Below are 775 nucleotides of genomic sequence, written 5' to 3'. Positions count from 1 at the left end.
GGCGGTGCGCTCGTGCGGCAGGTGGACGAGCAGGACGTAGCGGGTAGTGCGCTCGACCAGGGTGCCGATCTGCGATTTCTGATTCTTGCCGATGATCAGGTCGCCCTCCCAATGGCCGGGCACGGCCCGGTCTTCGGCCTCGGGCGGCCGATCGCTGATCATCACCATCGGGGCGACGAACCTGGGCTGACGCTGGTCGGGACGGCGATGCGGCTTGCGTGCGGTGCGGCCGGTCCGCAGCGCCCGAGTGAGCTCACGCCGCAGTTCTCCGCGTCCCTGGATGTAGAGAGCCTGGTAGATCGTCTCGTGCGACACCTGCATCTCCAGCCGGTCGGGGAACCGGGCACGCAGGCTCTGAGCGATCTGCTCTGGACTCCATTCCAGTTCCAGCCAGGACTGGATGACCTGGCGCAGTTCCGGGTTGGCACCTATCTTCCCCGGCTTGGGCCGCGGACGCCGGGCATCGGCGCGGGCTTGGGCCGCATGCGGCCGGTAATGCCACTGGCCACGGGTGCCGTCGGTGCGGTTACGGCTGATCTCGCGGCTCACGGTCGAGGGACTGCGCCCGAGCTCGGCGGCGATGACCCGGATCGAGGCCTTCTCCCGCAGCCGATCAGCGATCTGGATGCGTTCGCATTCGCGCAGGTAGCGGGACGTGTCCTGAACCGGACGGGCCGCCCGCTCGGGTCGAGCGGGCGGCCTGACCCTGCCAGAACTAGACCGGCCGTTGCGCCACGCACGACCAGTCCGCTCGTTCACGCCGACCAGTCGTGAC

General features: G+C 69.0%; 1 protein-coding gene. It reads right to left on the bottom strand.

Annotated features, from left to right (window positions below; genetic code table 11):
• The coding region (locus ACFPZ3_RS70255) for an IS30 family transposase (protein WP_379525389.1) at positions 1-775 on the bottom strand (775 nt) is incomplete at both ends.

This window comes from Nonomuraea insulae, assembly GCF_042656245.1.
This window is presented reverse-complemented; position numbering and strand designations above follow the sequence as displayed.